Origin of the sequence: Hymenobacter latericoloratus, from assembly GCF_014199535.1 — a bacterium.
Lineage (GTDB): Bacteria > Bacteroidota > Bacteroidia > Cytophagales > Hymenobacteraceae > Hymenobacter > Hymenobacter latericoloratus.
Window position 1 is genome coordinate 66,518 of the sequence record NZ_JACHNV010000002.1, and the last position, 13,895, is coordinate 80,412.

At 64.1% G+C, this 13,895-nt stretch carries 12 protein-coding genes; 5 read left to right on the forward strand and 7 right to left on the reverse strand.

Features of this window, described 5'->3' with window-relative positions; translation table 11 throughout:
- The first annotated feature begins 26 nt into the window (after window positions 1-26).
- Both GGU46_RS05935 and GGU46_RS05940 read left to right on the forward strand, forming a co-directional pair.
- Window positions 27-512, forward strand: a complete 486-nt coding sequence (locus GGU46_RS05935; RefSeq protein ID WP_183402651.1) for a GNAT family N-acetyltransferase — start codon at window positions 27-29, stop codon at window positions 510-512.
- 102 nt (window positions 513-614) lie between these two features.
- Window positions 615-1,226 carry a DUF4136 domain-containing protein gene (locus GGU46_RS05940; RefSeq protein ID WP_183402652.1) on the forward strand — a complete coding sequence of 204 codons (612 nt, stop codon included), beginning with the start codon at window positions 615-617 and terminating at the stop codon, window positions 1,224-1,226.
- 69 nt (window positions 1,227-1,295) lie between these two features.
- Here the strand turns inward: GGU46_RS05940 and GGU46_RS05945 are convergent, their stop codons facing one another.
- The 4 genes from GGU46_RS05945 to GGU46_RS05960 form a co-directional block, all read right to left on the reverse strand.
- Entirely contained in the window at window positions 1,296-2,297 is a 1,002-nt protein-coding gene (locus GGU46_RS05945) for an XdhC family protein (RefSeq protein ID WP_183402653.1), read from the reverse strand.
- Between the two features lie 24 nt (window positions 2,298-2,321).
- Window positions 2,322-2,819: a hypothetical protein gene (locus GGU46_RS05950; RefSeq protein ID WP_183402654.1), complete on the reverse strand. Its 498-nt coding sequence runs from the start codon at window positions 2,817-2,819 to the stop codon at window positions 2,322-2,324.
- A complete protein-coding gene (locus GGU46_RS05955) occupies window positions 2,768-5,089 on the reverse strand; it encodes a xanthine dehydrogenase molybdopterin binding subunit (protein WP_183402655.1) in 2,322 nt (773 codons plus the stop codon). Before GGU46_RS05955 ends, GGU46_RS05950 begins: the two co-directional genes overlap by 52 nt.
- Window positions 5,090-5,295: 206 nt before the next feature.
- The gene (locus GGU46_RS05960) at window positions 5,296-6,741 is read right to left on the reverse strand and encodes an FAD binding domain-containing protein (RefSeq protein ID WP_183402656.1); all 1,446 of its coding nucleotides are present in this window, start codon (window positions 6,739-6,741) and stop codon (window positions 5,296-5,298) included.
- A 213-nt stretch (window positions 6,742-6,954) separates the two neighbouring features.
- Between GGU46_RS05960 and GGU46_RS05965 the strand changes: the two genes are divergently transcribed.
- Both GGU46_RS05965 and GGU46_RS05970 read left to right on the forward strand, forming a co-directional pair.
- A complete protein-coding gene (locus GGU46_RS05965) occupies window positions 6,955-7,905 on the forward strand; it encodes a hypothetical protein (protein ID WP_183402657.1) in 951 nt (316 codons plus the stop codon).
- A gap of 110 nt (window positions 7,906-8,015) precedes the next feature.
- The gene (locus tag GGU46_RS05970; protein WP_183402658.1) at window positions 8,016-9,077 is read left to right on the forward strand and encodes an MJ1255/VC2487 family glycosyltransferase; all 1,062 of its coding nucleotides are present in this window, start codon (window positions 8,016-8,018) and stop codon (window positions 9,075-9,077) included.
- Window positions 9,078-9,138: 61 nt separating this feature from the next.
- Here the strand turns inward: GGU46_RS05970 and GGU46_RS05975 are convergent, their stop codons facing one another.
- Entirely contained in the window at window positions 9,139-9,348 is a 210-nt protein-coding gene (locus GGU46_RS05975) for a hypothetical protein (protein ID WP_183402659.1), read from the reverse strand.
- 103 nt (window positions 9,349-9,451) lie between these two features.
- On the opposite strand from GGU46_RS05975, the gene GGU46_RS05980 reads away from it, so the two are divergent.
- Window positions 9,452-12,148: a cyclic nucleotide-binding domain-containing protein gene (locus tag GGU46_RS05980; RefSeq protein ID WP_183402660.1), complete on the forward strand. Its 2,697-nt coding sequence runs from the start codon at window positions 9,452-9,454 to the stop codon at window positions 12,146-12,148.
- A 220-nt stretch (window positions 12,149-12,368) separates the two neighbouring features.
- On the opposite strand, the gene GGU46_RS05985 is transcribed toward GGU46_RS05980, so the two are convergent.
- Both GGU46_RS05985 and GGU46_RS05990 read right to left on the reverse strand, forming a co-directional pair.
- The gene (locus GGU46_RS05985; RefSeq protein ID WP_183402661.1) at window positions 12,369-13,415 is read right to left on the reverse strand and encodes an adenylate/guanylate cyclase domain-containing protein; all 1,047 of its coding nucleotides are present in this window, start codon (window positions 13,413-13,415) and stop codon (window positions 12,369-12,371) included.
- On the reverse strand, window positions 13,405-13,803 hold the full coding sequence (locus GGU46_RS05990; RefSeq protein ID WP_139924295.1) for a response regulator: 399 nt from the start codon (window positions 13,801-13,803) through the stop codon (window positions 13,405-13,407). Before GGU46_RS05990 ends, GGU46_RS05985 begins: the two co-directional genes overlap by 11 nt.
- Between the last annotated feature and the right edge of the window lie 92 nt (window positions 13,804-13,895).

The following is a 13,895-nucleotide window of genomic DNA, read 5'->3' on the forward strand; positions in this document are numbered from 1 at the left end:
GGGAGCTATGTGCCTATCTTGGGCGCATGTCTGTTGCGTACGTTTTCTGGGCCGAGCTGCCCGCTGTCGATGCCTCCTTCGATTCCCTGACCCAGCTACTGGCCGATGTGCTCGAAGACGACGCGGCCGGGTTTGCCGCCGATTTGCGCTACCAGCAACAAAAGCAGCCAGTGCAGGCCTGGCTGGCCTTTGCTGATAATAAGCCTGTGGCCTGCAAGCTGGGCTATGAGCGCAAGCCCGGCCACTACTACAGCTGGCTGGGCGGGGTGCTGCCTGAGTTTCGGGGGCAGGGGCTGGGGGCTGAGCTGATGCGGCGGCAACACGCCTGGTGTGCGGCAACCGGCTACCACCGCATCCGGACCCAAACCTTCAACCGCTGGCGCGCCATGCTGATCCTGAACCTGCGCTTCGGCTTCGATATTATAGGGACGGTGCAGGGGGGTAGGGGCCTGACGCTGGTGCTGGAAAAAAACCTGAAACCGGCGGAAAGCGGCAAAACGGCCGCTCCGTAAGGCACTGGAGCTCGTCCCATAATTTTACCTCGTAACTGACAGGCTGAAAGCACACTAGGTTTCGTATTTTAGAAGCTGCATGCTCCTAACTCTTCCGGACCTATGAAATTGCTCTCTACTCTGCTGGCTGGCGGCGGCCTGTTGCTGTCCGGGTGCCTGATGTCGCGCGAGGCGCGGGTAGAATCTGACTACAGCTACGCCGGGCAGTTCCGGCGCTACCGCACCTACGAGTTTATCAGCGGCGAAGGCATCAACTCCGACACCAGCCGGCTGGGCGAGGCCGTGCGCGACGCCATCCGGACCCGCATGAAAATCCAGGGGTACCGCCCCACCCGCCGCCGCCCCGATCTGCTGGTGAACTTCCGCTTGTTCGAGGGCGACATGCGTTTCCGCGGCTACAGCCAGGACGACTTTTCGAAGTGGGTGAAAAACGGCAGCACCGAGGACGAGGACACGCCCGCCGAGGCGCGCCAGGGCTACCAGCCCGTGCGGATGCTGCTCGCCGAAGGTACCCTGCTGGTCACGCTCATTGACAACCGCACCAACCGCGCCGTCTGGAATGGCTATGCCTCCGGCGTGAGCGTGCCCTCCGGCCCTCAGGGTGAGGTAGTGCTGCGCCGCTCCGTGCGCTCTATCTTCGACCAGTACCACGTTTTCACCGAAGGCTTTCTGCAGGGCAACAACCCCCCAGCCACCGACGAGCCGGGCAATTAGGAGTTTTGCTTGCGGGGGGAAGCACCCAGAAAAACCCAACGCGGCCGGGCCTTGCCGGGCTGCTGAAAGCTACCCGCGCTGCTCCGGCCGGTTGCGCTCCTGAATCAGCTCGGCGGCCACGCTGATGGCTATTTCCTCCGGAGTGCGGCTATGGATGGGCAACCCAATGGGGGCCCGCACCCGCGCCAGCTGCTGCGCCGTCGCTCCCTCGGCCCGCAGCGTGGCCAGCAGCTCCCGGATTTTGGCCGCGCTGCCCATCACGCCCAGGTAGCGCACCGGGTGGGCCAGCAGCTGCCGCAGAGCCAGCAGGTCGGTGCGGTAGCCAAAGCTCATCAGAATGACGTATTGGTGGGGCCCTGGCGGAATTTCCTGGGCCAGGGTGTCGTAAGCTACCGTGCGCTTGTGGTGGGCGTAGGGATTCAGCTGGTGAGTATTCAGGTCGGGCCGGTCGTCGAGCACGGTCAGCTCCAGGTCCAGGGTGGCCAGCACCCGCGACAACGCCAGCCCCACGTGCCCGCCGCCTACAATCGTGACCTGGTCCCGGAAGCCCAGGCGCTCGGAGTATTCCCACGCCGGGCCGGAGCGAAACGAGTAGCCCGTAGCGGCGGGCAGCAGCTGCAGCCCCTGTGCCGCCGAAAGCCGCAGCGCGCCGCCCGCGTGGGTCCGCAGCACCTGCCCAATAGCCTCCACCGTGGGTAAATGGCGAGAGCTCAGCGGAAAAACCAGCACCCACTGCTCGCCGGAGCAAATCAGGCCCGAGCGGTCGATGGCCGCTTCCTTACGGTGAACCTGGTGGCGCAGGGCCGGGCCGGCCGCGTCTTTCCCTGCCATACTGCGCGCCAGCTCCACAAATTTGTGCTCCATGATGCCGCCCCCAATGGAGCCAACCAGCTCCGTAGCCGTTACGGCCATCTTGAAGCCCTGCCGGCCGGGGCTGCTGCCCTCGCTCTGGAGCACGCACAGCAGCACTACCCCCACCTGCCCGCGCAGGCAGGCCGCCGCGTGCTCCCACACCGGCAGGTCGCGGGGTAGGGCCGGGGTAGGCGAGGGGGCAGAGGGCACGGGGGGCATAACCAAAGCAGCGAAGAAAAGTGGTTACAGCCACACGGCGCTCAGGGCGTAATACACGGCCATTACGCCCGAAAAAGCCGCGCTGACCACGAAGCGCCAGTCGGCCGACACCCGGTTCTGGATGTAATAATTCACGAACAAGGAAACCGGGATGTTCAGCACAAACGAGCGGGTAGCCAAAGGCAGCAGCTCCCAGGTAATCTGCTCGGGGTGTCCCGAGAACAGCTGCAGGAACACATAGTGGCGGGCAATCCAGAGGGGGTTGAAGTAAGCCAACGATAAGGCCGCGCGCATCCAGCGGGCCGCCAGGCTGCTGGTGGGGCTGGACGGCACGCGCTGGTCGAGCCACTGGAAATAAGCGGGTACTTCCCAGGAGTAGAGCAGGCCCCCCACCAGGGCCATGCCCAGCAGGCGGCCCCAGGAAAACTGGTGCACCAAAAGCGCCGCGGCCGTGTCGCCGGCGGCGTAAATCAGCAGTCCACGGAGGTGGTTACGGAGTTGAGTTGAGCGGGTGAGGTCCAAGCGTGAAGGGTACTAGGGGCGTCGGGGTACAAATTGAGAAGAACTTTTTCGGGCGTCATGGGCGCCGAGAAAGGCAAAGGAGTATCGGGCCGGAAGGCCCGAATAGCGTCGCGCAGGGCGAAGTAGGTCCCGATGCCGTACATGAGGGGCGGCTCGCCCACGGCCTTGGAGCGCAGGACCGCCCGCGGGTGGCCGGGCGTGTCTAGGAAGTGCACATCCAGCACCTTGGGCGCCGAGTACAGGTCGGGGATTTTGTAGGAGTTGAGGGAGTTGCTCAGCAGGCGGCCTTCCTCGTTGTACACCAGCTCTTCCAGCGTCATCCAGCCAATGCCCTGCACGGCGCCCCCCTCAATCTGCCCGCGGTCCACGGCCGGGTTCAGGCTCTGCCCGAAGTCGTGGGCAATGCGCACGGCCTCCACCTCGTAGGTGCCGCGCAGGCAGTCCACCCGCACGGTGGTCAGGGCCGTGCCGTACACGTGGTAGGCGAAGGGGTAGCCCTGGTTGGTTTCGGGGTTGAAATGCAGGTCGGGGGTAGCGTAGTGGGCGTTTTCTGAGAGGCTGATGCGCTGCCAGTAGGCCGCCGACACCAGCTTTTCCCAGTTGGTGTCGGCGGGTTTGCCGGCGGCCAGCACCTGCTCGTCCTCTATGTGCAGGCCCTCGTAGTCCAGCTGCAGCTCGGTGGCAGCCAGGCGCAGCAGCCGCTCCCGCAGGGCGCGGCAGGCCAGCTCGGTGGCTTTGCCGTTGAGGTCGGCGGTGGCGGAAGCGGCCGAGGGCGAGGTGTTGGCCACGCGGGTGGTGTTGGTGCTTTCTACCTTGATGCGCCCCACCGAAATGCCGAGCGTGCGGGCCGCCACCTGGGCTATTTTGGTGTTTACGCCCTGGCCCATTTCCACCGCGCCGGTGCTCACGCCCACCGAGCCATCGGTGTAGATGTGCACCAGGGCGCGGGCCTGGTTCATGGCCGTTTTGGTAAAGGAAATGCCGAAGCAGATGGGCATGACGGCCAGGCCTTTCTTCTGAAGCCGATGGGCGGCGTTAAACTCCTCCACTTCCCGGCGCAGGCCCGGCAGGTCGTAGAGCGCGGCGGCCGTGTCCCAGGCCTGCTCGGCGTGGCAGCCCTCAGTAGGTTGGCGGTACGGAAACAAGTCGCCTTCGCGCAGCAGGTTGCGCCGCTGAATCTCGCTGGCCGCTACCCCCAGCCGCTCCGCCGCGCAGGCAATAGCCGACTCGATAACGAACATACCCTGCGGTACGCCAAAGCCCCGGAAGGCCGTGTTAGGCGGCAGATTGGTGCGGCAGCTGTAAGCCGTGGCCGTCACGTTCGGGATGAAATACGTGTTGGTGGCGTGGAACAGCGTCCGTTCCAGCACGGCCGGCGAAAGGTCGGCGGCGGCGCCGGCATTCTGAAAGAACGTGGCTTCGTAGGCGACAATCGTCAGGTTCTCATCCAGCCCGATTTTGAAATCGGAGGAGTAGGGGTGGCGCTTGCCGGTCATGCGCATGTCGGCCATGCGGTCCAGCACCAGCTTTACGGGGCGGCGGGCCACGAAAGCGCCGAGGGCCGCCAGGGCGCCCCAGGGCGTGGCCTGGTCCTCTTTGCCGCCAAAGCCCCCGCCGAGGCGGGTTACGTCCACTTCTACCTGGTGCATGCCTACCCCCAGTACCCGGGCCGTGTGGCGCTGCACGGCCGTAGGGCCCTGCGTAGAGGAGATGATGCGCACCCCGCCCATTTCGGTGGGGAAGGCGTAGGCGCCCTGGGTTTCAATGTACAAGTGCTCCTGCCCGCCCGATTCAGCCACGCCCTCGAATACGTGGGCGCAGCCGGCCCAGGCCGCCTCCGCGTCGCCGAGGCGGAAGGTGCGGGGCGGCACAATCAGCTCGCCTTGGGCGGCGGCCTGGCGCGGATCTACCAGCACCGGCAGCGGTGCCACCTCCACGCGCACATGGCGCAGGGCTGCCTGGGCCGCGTGCTCCGACTCGGCCAGCACCAGCGCTACGGGCTGCCCCCGGAAGTGCACGTGGCCTTCCGCCAGCAGGGGCTCATCGGGCACGATGCCGCCAATCTGGTTTTCGCCGGGAATATCCTGAGCCGTGAGAATGTGCACCACGCCCGGCTGCTCCAGGGCGGCGGCCACATCCAGGCGCAGCAGCTGCCCATGCGCCACCGCCGACTCGACTACCGCCGCGTACAGGGTGCCGTGCTGCACCGGAATATCATCGAGGTACTGCGACTCGCCGCGCACGTGGCGGGCCGGATCAAGGTGGTTCATGCGGTGGGAGGTGGTAAGCTGGTAAACGAATGGAGTATCCCCCGGTCCGAGGCCGGAGGCGTCCGGCCGGTTGCCGTTGCTGATGCCCGAACGAGTTGGGTTGAGCGGGCGGCAGGAGTTAAGCGAATGATGGCCTTGCGGCGAAAATGGCCCGGGCGGTAACCGGTCGGACGGGCTCCGCCCGTCTAACCGGAGCTAACGGCCTCTCACTCATTCACTATCTCACCAAAGTGGGCCATCAGGAGCTGGCGGAGCAGCAGGCGCTTGTACTGCTCGGTGCCGCGCACGTCGCTGATGGGGCTGATTTCCTGCTGGGCCAGGGGTAGGGCCTGCTGCACCGTTTCGGCGGATAGCGGCCGGCCGGCAAGCCAGGCGCTGGTGCGGCGCAGCAGCAGCGGAACCGGGCCTACCCCGCCAGCCGAAAGCCGGGCTTCCCGGATCAGGCCATCCTCAACCCGCAGCCAGGCGGCCGTGTTCACGCTGGCAATATCAAGGTGGGTGCGCTTGGAAACTTTCTCGAAGGTGAAGATATCCGTGGGGCGTGGGGCCGGAAAGCAGATTTCCCGCACCTGCTCATCGGCGGCTTTCGCCAGCTTTTTATAGTCGAGGTAAAGCTCAGAAAGAGGCAGCACGCGGCGCTGGCCACTGGCAGCCTCCAGCTCTAGTTCGGCCCCCAGGGCCAGGAACAGAATGGTCAGGTCGCCGATGGGGGAGGCGTTGATGAAGTTGCCGGCCACGGTGCCCATCTGCCGGATGGGCGTGCTGCTGACCAGCTTCAGGAAGCGGGGCAGGGCGGGCACGGCCTCCAGCATCACCTCCGACTCCAGGAGCTGCTGGGCCGTGGTAGCCGCCCCCAGCACTATGCTACCCCCCTCGGTACGCCGAATGCCCCGCAGGCCCGGTTGGTCGTACACCAGCTCCACTGGGGCGGCGCGCACCTGCTCGGGGCGCTGCACCAGCAAATCGGTGCCTCCGCCCAGCAGCTGAGCCCGCGCCGGTGGGCAGGCGTTCGGTGCGCCCTGGGCAGCAGTCGGGCCGGCGGTGCCATTGGTGCCCAGGGCCAGGTCGCGCAGGGCGGTGAGCTGGCCGGGCATGTGGGCGAAGTAAGCCGGCACGAAGCCTTGCTCGGCCAGCCAGGGTAGGGGCGCGGCCTCGGGGCGCTGCGTGAGTTGCTGCTGCAGCAGCGCAGTGGCCCGCTCCAGACTTTTATAACCCGTGCAGCGGCAAATGTTGCCGTCAATGGAAGCCAGGGCCGTTTCGGGAGTGCTGGGGTTGGGGCTAAGGGCGTGGCCAGTCAAGGACATCACAAACCCCACCGTGCAGAACCCGCACTGAGAGCCCCCTTCCGCTACAATGGCTTGCTGCACCGGCGTGAGGGCGCCCCGGGCCGCGTTGATGCCTTCTACCGTCACCACATGCTTGCCGTGGGCATTGCCCAGGGGCGTCAGGCACGAGGTCATGGACTGGTACCGCACCGCCGCGCCATCGGGGTTCAGCTCGCCTACTAGCACGGTGCAGGCCCCACAGTCGCCCTCCCGGCACCCGATTTTGGTGCCCGTCAGGTGCTGGTGGTAGCGCACGAAATCGAGCAGCGTACTCCCGGCGGGCTCCTGGGTACGGATGAGCTGTTGATTAAGGTAAAACTGTAGCATAGGGTGGGCAGAATTCAGAAGCGGAAGGGAAAGTTACGGCATTTTCAGCGGTTGATGCCTCTGCCAGATACGGGTAGTTTCCGGGCGCTGCTCCCGCCCGCCCGGCGCTGGCCGAAGTGCCTTGCCTATCTTCGGGGCGGGTTAGCGCCGGGGTTTTTCTACTTTCGGCCTGGTTTTGGTCGTGCGCCACTTGTCGCCTTTTCTTTGCTTTCTATGAATCGTTTTTTCTCCTGCCGTTTCCTGCTGAGCCTGGTTGCCGGGGCCAGCCTGCTGGTTGCTGGTTCCTGCACCGCCCCGCGCGCCATCGTCAGCACGGGCAAGGTAACGCCCAAGGGCGAGTTTCGGGTGGGCGGCAACGTCTCCTTCAACGCCCCCACCCAAACCCTTGGCAAGCTGGGTTCCACTATCAAGTCGGCGGCCGAGGACCTGGCTAACCAGGCTTCCAAGGACAGCGTGTACTACAGCCAAACGGTGGATAACCTGCAGGTAGCGGCCCTGGCCTACATCCTCGACCCCGTGCGGCCCTCCTCCGACCTATACCTGCGCTACGGCCTGGCCGAGCGGTTCGACGTGGGGTATAAGTACGCGTTTGGCTCGCACGTTTTTGATGCCATGTACCAGTTTATGGGGCCAACGGGCACACCCGAAAACCCCGGCAGCCGGCAGGCGGGCGCCACCTACGGCAGCATCGGGCTGCAGTACGCCACCCAGCGGGCCAAGCTACCTAACATCCCCTTTCTCGACAACGTGAATAGCCTGCTCGGCTTTAAGGCTACCCGCCACGATGTGCTGGTGCCGCTGGTATTCAGCACTTCCCTCGGGCCGGAGGAAGAAATCGGGGCTATTTCCTACGGGGTGGTGTACGCCCACAGTTTCGTGCGCTACGGCCTCACGCCCGGCAACCTCTACAACGGCCCCGGCAGTGGGGCGGTGGCCAGCCGCGTGCCCGAGCTGCCTACCGCCCGCCGCAACTTTAGCTCGTTCGGGGCCTTTTTTAATGCCAAGCTGGGCTACCGCTACGCTTACTTTATTCCGGCCCTCTCAGTGTACTACCAGAACTACGGCGAGTACCAGCTGCTGAACAACAAAACCGCCAGCCTGAAGGGCTTTACGTTTATTCCCAGCCTGGGCCTGCAGTTCCGGATTCCGACGGCCCGGCGCTAGCGCCCGCCCGCTGCAACGGCCACCCTGCCACCTGGCAGGGCTCTTTCGCGTGGGGTAGGAACCTGCCTGCGGGTTGCTTGCCCCACGCGCGTATTTCAAGTTAACAGCAGATGAATATTCTCTATGGAGTGCCCGGCGAAGGCCTCGGCCACGCCACCCGCAGCAAAGTAGTAATCGGGCATTTGCTGAGCCAGGGGCACAACGTATGCGTGGTAAGCAGCTCCCGCGCCTACCAGATGCTGGCCGCTAACTTTCCGGGACGCGTGCACGAAATCCGAGGATTTCACCTGGCCTACAAAAACCTCACCGTGTCGAAGGCGCGAACGGCCGCCCTGACGCTGCGCTCAGCCCCGGAAAATCTGCGGGTAAACTTCCGCAAGTACCGGGAGCTGCTCTGCGACTTCGAGCCGGAAGTGGTGATTTCCGATTTCGAGTCGTTCAGCTTTCTGTTTGCCAAGTGGAAGGGGCTGCCCGTGGTCAGTATTGATAACATGCAGATCATCAGTCGGGCTGCGCTGGATGTGCCGGTGCCGCCCCCGGAGCGTCCCAACCTGACCCTGGCCCGGCAGATTGTGCGGGCCAAGCTGCCCCGGAGCCATCATTACCTGATTACGACTTTCTTTCGCCTACCCCTCATCAAGGAGCGAACCACGCTGGTGCCACCCATTCTGCGGCCCGAGGTGCTGGCGCTTACCCCTACCCGCGGGGCCCACGTGCTGGTGTACCAATCGGCTACCACCCAGAAGGACCTGATAGCCCAGCTGCAGCAGCTGCCGGGCCAGGAGTTTCGGGTGTACGGCTTCAACAAAGACGAAAACCACGGCAACGTGCAGCTGCGCGCTTTCAGCGAGCAAGGCTTTCTGCAGGACCTGGCCAGTGCCCGCGCCGTGGTAACCAACGGCGGCTTCTCGCTGATCAGCGAGGCGGTGTACCTGCGCAAGCCTGTTTGTGCAGTGCCCATTCCGGCGCAGTTCGAGCAGTTTCTGAATGCTGCGGAGGTAGAGAAACTGGGCTATGGTCGCCACTTCGGGGCTATTACGCCGGACAACCTACGCGCCTTTCTCTATGACCTGAGCGGGTTTGAGGCGGCCCTGAGCACCTACCCGCAGCACGGCAACCAGGAGTTGTTCGCGGCTCTGGAAGCGGTGCTGGCAGAAGTTGCCCGCGCGTAGTACGCCGCCCTGCAACTCTCTGGCCGCTGGTTTCACCTGTACTTCGGTTAGGCGGGCCCGCTTAGCGGTTTCGTGCCGGCCGGGGGCGCTGGCGGCCCGGCCCCAATGCTCGCCCAAGAATTTTGCCGGTAGTTGCAGCCAGGCAAAGCCAGTTCCTGCGGCCGGTGCTGCCTTCCTGCGCCACTACAGCCAGGCCGTGGTAGGTAAGGGTAGCGGGCAAGTGCTGGCGCGGCCGCGCCAGCCCGTAGGCTTGGGCACGGAAGCAGCCCATGGAGCAGAAGGCAGGCGGGAGAGAAAGCCCCGTAAGTATCGGAAAAATCCGGCGTGGTGCCGCGCCCGGCTCCTATCTTGCAGCTTCTCGCCATCTGCCTTTCATGAATAGAATAACACTACTTGCCCGCTGGCAGCAGCTGCTCGGTATTCGGCCCGAGGAGGGCCGCACGGTGGGACTATTCTTTCTGCACAACTTTCTGCTGGGCATCGGCACCATTCTGGTGTACGTCTCGGCCAACGTCATTCTGCTCGAAAACAACCCCGAGCGCAACCTGCCGGTAGCCTACGGGGCCGCGGCCCTGCTGATGATTCTGGCCGGCAAGGTGTACGCCCACTACGAGCACCACCTGGGGTTGCAGCGCGTGGCGGTGCGGGTGCTGCTGGCCGTGGTAGCCCTAACCGGGGTGCTGGGCGTGCTGGTAGCCGTAGGGCACTCGGTGCTGGCGGCCGTGGTGATTATGGCGGGCTACCGCGTAATTTACCTGCTGACCAATCTGGAGTTCTGGGGGCTGTCGGCGGTGGTGTTTGATGTGCGCCAGGGCCGACGCCTGTTCAGTGTCATCAGCTCCGGCGACATGCCCGCCAAGGCCCTGGGGGCCGTGCTGGCCCTGCTCATTCATCACCATACCGAGCTGCTGTGGCTGCTCCTGACGGCCTTCGGGGCCTACATGGGAGCCCTGCTGGTCCTGCAGATTACCGGCCGCTCGCACCTGGTAGAAGCCCGCTCGGCCGCCCGCGCCCGGCGCACGGCTGCCGTAGCGGCGCCCCTGCAGCGGTGGTTTGGCTCCAGCCGCCTGGTCCTGACCATGTGCCTGAGTATGCTGGCGGTGGCGGCCGTAACCACGGGCATCGAGTACTCATTCTTCGTGCATGTAAAACACCGCTTCCACGACCAGGCGCTGGTGATGCGCTACGTGAGCGGCGTGCTGGCATTGGCTTACTTGCTGGCGCTGGTAGTAAAGCTGGTGCTGACCGGGCCCGTACTAAGCCGGTTGGGGGTGCGGGCGGTGCTGCTGGCCCCCCCGGCGGTGCTGCTGGTGGGCTTAGGGCTGTTTGGGGGGCTGCGCACGGCCGGCCCCGATGCGCTGGTGCTGTACTTCTGCGGCCTGTTTCTGACCCTGGAAATCCTGCGCCGCGCCGTCTTCGACCCCGTATTTCTGGTGTTATTTCAGCCCTTGCCCGCCGAGGAGCGCCTGCAGGCGCACACCTTGGCCAAGGGCTTGTCCGAGCCCCTGGGCATGGCGCTGGCGGGCGGGCTGCTGTTTGTGCTGCACGTTTGGCCCGCGCTGGGGCAGAGCTTCACGTTTGCCTGGATGGGCTTGCTGCTGCTGGTGGCCTTATTTTATCTGCACCGCACCTACGGGCACTACCTGGCTGAGCTGCAGCACGCCGTGAGCCGCCGGTTTGGCTTTGCCGAGGAGGAGCCTACCCCCGCACCCTACGCCACTGGTACCGATGTGGTAATCAGCCCCGCCGAAATTCAGGCCCAGATAACGGCCCTCACCGATAAAGCTACCCGTGCTTCCGCTACCGATGCGCTGCTGGCCCTGGGGGAGCACGCCTTGCCGGCCTTGCTGGACACGCTGCGCACCAGCCCCGATGAGACCCTGATCCGGCGGGTGGCCCTGCTGTGCGGTCACCTCCGGCGCCCGGCCAGCCGGCAGGCGCTGGTGGCCCTGGCCCGGCAGCCTAACCTGTTTCGGCGCGAAGCCGCCTTGCGCGCCCTGCGCAACACGGCCGCCGCGCCTTCCGAAGCGCCGGTATTCCAGGGCCTGCTACAGGAGGAAATGCGCCTGGCGCAGCAGCTCCTGCACGGCCTGGCTGCCACCCACGACAAAGCTGTGCGCGCCAGCCTCGACTACGAGCTGGCCCGGCTGCAGCAGCGGGTATTCGGGCTGCTGCAGCAGCTCTACCCGCCCCACCTGATTGCCGATGCCCAGCGCGGCGTGGCCCACGCTACCCGCGAGCGGCAGGCCAACGCCCTGGAAGTGCTCGATAACCTGATTCCGCGCCCCGTGTACCAGGGCTTGCAAACCCTGCTGGAACTGGCCCCGGTAGCCGATAAGGCCCGCCGGCTCGACGGGCTGCTGGGTGGGTTCTCGGACCCGGAGCCCATGCCTGCTACCATTGCCCGCCGGGGTGAAGCTGCCTTCACCGACTGGACCATCAGCCTGGCTCTGCACCACTGGCAGCCGGAGCCAGCCACCGCGGCGTTGTTGCTACCCCATCTGGAAAGCCAAAGCCAATTAATCCGGGAAAGTGCTTGGCAGGTGCTGGACCGGCTACAGCAAATGCTGCCCTCGGCTCATGCCCAGCTACTTTCCGCCCACCCGGCTCTTTCTCATTCGCTCATGAGTCATTCTGTTACTGATTCCCGCATTTCCGCCGCCGAGCGCGTGGCCGTGCTGCAGGGTACTGCGCTTTTTGCGGCTACTCCCGCCAACGTGCTCAGCAGCATCGTTCCCATCATGAAGGAAATAGCCTTCCCGGCCGGCCATCAGATTTTCGCTAAGGGCGACCTGGGCACCTCGCTGTTCATTGTGCACGAGGGAGAGGTAGGCATCTTCACCGGCTCCCAGCAGTTGGCCACGTTCCGCAAGGGCGACTTCTTCGGGGAGCTGGCCCTGCTCGATGCCGAGCCGCGGTCAGCCTCCGCCGTGGCCCAAACCGCCGTCGTCGCCTTCCGCCTTGATCAGGAAGATTTCTACGATGTAATGGAAGAGCGCGGTGAGGTGCTGCGCAACATCCTGCGCGTGCTTTGCCAGCGCCTGCGCCGTCAGAACGAGATGGTGAAATAAGAAGGAAGTAATGCTGTGGTGATGGCGAGGAGGCCCGACGACGCCATCCTTTCTGACCAACGTGCTACCCCCTGAAATGTGACCAGCCCTTACCTCCGTGCTGGAAGGAAGGGCTGGTCACATTTCAGGGGGTAGCACAGAAGGGAGGACGGATGGCGTCGGTGCCCTCGCCATGACGGCATAGCGCATTACTCAGCTACTCTGTTTACTCCGTTACTCTCTACGCCACCACCTCGTAAATCATGACGGGCTGGGCCTTGTTTTTGAGGGTCACTTCCTTGATGGGCTTGCACTGAAACGATTCCTTCAGGTGCTGATAGGTGGCTTCCGTAACGATAATCTGGCCGGGGAGGGCCACCGACTGCAGCCGCTGGCTCACGTTCACGTTGTCGCCGATAACGGTATAGTCGAGACGCTTGAGGGAGGCCGAGCCGATGTTGCCCGATACCATTTCGCCGGTGTTGATGCCGATGCTGACCTGGGGCTGGTAGGGCTTGCCGTCGGGCAGCATGTGCTGGTTGGCTTGCACCACGTTGCGCACGGCCAGGGCCGCATCCACGGCTCGGTCGAGGTGGTACTCGCCCCGGAACACGGCCATCACGGCGTCGCCCATAAACTTGTCCACGTAGCCGCCCTGGGCAATAACCTCTTTCACCATCTGATCAAAATAGGTGTTGAGCATGGTGACGATTTCGGCGGGCGGCAGCACCTCCGACAGCGACGTGAAGCCGCAAATGTCAATGAAAGCCACCGTGGCCTCCACGGTTTCGCTGGCCATCAGCGTGTTTTCGAAGCCGGGCTTGCTCACAAAGTTGAGCACGGTTTCATCCACGTACATCTTCAGGATGTTGTTTTCCTGAATGGCGCGCAGGGTCTGGCGCAGCTGCTGCACATGGGCTGCGGTTTTGTCCATGGTCACTTCCAGATCCTGAAAATCCACGGGCTTGGTCACGAAATCAAAAGCGCCGCGGTTCATGGCCGTGCGGATGTTCTGCATGTCGCCGTAGGCCGATACCATCACCGTTTTCAGCACGGGGTTGGTTTCCTGCAGCTTGCTGAGCAGCGTCAGCCCGTCCATCACCGGCATGTTGATATCGGAGAGAATGATGTCGAGGTCGGGGTGCTGCTGCACCGTGTCCAGGGCTTCCTGGCCGTTGCTGGCAAACACAAATTCGTACACACTTTCCCGAATCTTGCGCCGGAATTTCTGCTTGATGAGCAACTCCAGATCGGCCTCATCATCTACCACCAGTATTTTAGTTTTCATGGCTGGCGAGGGTGAGAAGTTTGTCTTTGAGGGCGGCGAAGTCCACCGGCTTGGTCAGAAAGTCGAAGGCGCCCAGCTGCAGGGCCTGCTCCCGGCTTTCCGTGTCGCCGTAGGCCGTAATCATCATCACCTGGGGCGAGGGTGGGGGTGGGGGCGCGGCGTATTCCTGCTTAATCTGGCGCAGCAGCTCCAGCCCGCTCATGCCGGGCATGTTGATGTCGGAAAGAATCAGCACGACCTCCGAGGCGTGGGCGTGCAGGTAATCTAGGGCTTCCTCACCGGAGTAAGCAAAGGAAAACGAAAACAAGCCGCTGCGAATTTCCCGGCGGAAGCGCTGCTCAAAGAGGGTCCGTACGTCGGCCTCGTCATCAACTACAAGTATTTTCATCGGAAGCAAAGCTCAGGTGTGGATTGTCGGTGGTCAGTTGTGGGTTGCCAGTTGCGAGTTTTCAGTAAAATTGGATATAGAGAAACTGGCAA

Bases quoted from the DNA above. Each gene is read 5' to 3' on its own strand.
- GGU46_RS05975 (WP_183402659.1), bottom strand. From the start codon at position 9,348: ATGGGCTGCTTCCGTGCCCAAGCCTACGGGCTGGCGCGGCCGCGCCAG.
- GGU46_RS05940 (WP_183402652.1), top strand. From the start codon at position 615: ATGAAATTGCTCTCTACTCTGCTGGCTGGCGGCGGCCTGTTGCTGTCC.
- GGU46_RS05945 (WP_183402653.1), bottom strand. From the start codon at position 2,297: ATGCCCCCCGTGCCCTCTGCCCCCTCGCCTACCCCGGCCCTACCCCGC.
- GGU46_RS05970 (WP_183402658.1), top strand. From the start codon at position 8,016: ATGAATATTCTCTATGGAGTGCCCGGCGAAGGCCTCGGCCACGCCACC.
- GGU46_RS05955 (WP_183402655.1), bottom strand. From the start codon at position 5,089: ATGAACCACCTTGATCCGGCCCGCCACGTGCGCGGCGAGTCGCAGTAC.
- GGU46_RS05985 (WP_183402661.1), bottom strand. From the start codon at position 13,415: ATGAAAACTAAAATACTGGTGGTAGATGATGAGGCCGATCTGGAGTTG.
- GGU46_RS05960 (WP_183402656.1), bottom strand. From the start codon at position 6,741: ATGCTACAGTTTTACCTTAATCAACAGCTCATCCGTACCCAGGAGCCC.
- GGU46_RS05980 (WP_183402660.1), top strand. From the start codon at position 9,452: ATGAATAGAATAACACTACTTGCCCGCTGGCAGCAGCTGCTCGGTATT.
- GGU46_RS05990 (WP_139924295.1), bottom strand. From the start codon at position 13,803: ATGAAAATACTTGTAGTTGATGACGAGGCCGACGTACGGACCCTCTTT.
- GGU46_RS05965 (WP_183402657.1), top strand. From the start codon at position 6,955: ATGAATCGTTTTTTCTCCTGCCGTTTCCTGCTGAGCCTGGTTGCCGGG.
- GGU46_RS05935 (WP_183402651.1), top strand. From the start codon at position 27: ATGTCTGTTGCGTACGTTTTCTGGGCCGAGCTGCCCGCTGTCGATGCC.